1 protein-coding gene is annotated in these 527 nt (G+C 68.9%); it reads right to left on the bottom strand.

The genetic code is table 11. The features are described 5' to 3' along the window. Window positions 1-527, bottom strand: a 527-nt coding sequence (locus EN994_RS34610) for a 2-dehydro-3-deoxygalactonokinase (RefSeq protein ID WP_206530587.1), incomplete at both ends; no start/stop codon positions are given.

Genomic DNA, 527 nt, shown 5'->3' with positions numbered 1-527 from the left:
CTGGTAGAGTGCGGCCAGCGCGCCGGAGGCAATCAGCACCACGGGTTCGGCGCCGGCGCCATGCCGGCGGCTGGCGGAGGCGATCTCGCCGCCGATCAAAAGGCCGGACAGGCAGGCGGCGGCATCGTCGGCTTTCAGATCCTGCAGCAGGCCGGCGGCCCGGATCGAAAACAGTCGCGAGGTGATATCGCCGCCTTCGCCCAATGCGGTTTCGCACCAGCGGCGGAAGAACGGATTGTCCGATGTGACGGGCTTCGGATGTTCGCCGAGCGAATGGCGCAGGATCGAGTGCGCGGCAAGCACGGAAAACAGCTCGCCGGTCGGCCAGGTGCCGAAGCCGGTAACGGCGCCATCCTCGACCAGCACCCATTTCGAATGGGTGCCGGGCATGCAGACCAACTGGCGCCCCCTGGCCGGCAGGCCGGCGCCGGCAAGCTGGGTTTCCTCGCCGCGCATGACGTCGGGCGCGTCAGTCAGCCGCTGGGCCAGACCCGGAACGATGCGGATGTCACGGCTCTGTCCGGGCA

The sequence above is a fragment of the Mesorhizobium sp. M7A.F.Ca.CA.002.09.1.1 genome (genome assembly GCF_003998555.1).
Lineage (GTDB): Bacteria > Pseudomonadota > Alphaproteobacteria > Rhizobiales > Rhizobiaceae > Mesorhizobium > Mesorhizobium ciceri.
Note: the sequence above shows the minus strand (reverse complement) of the source record. Positions and strands in the feature narration are given on the sequence as shown.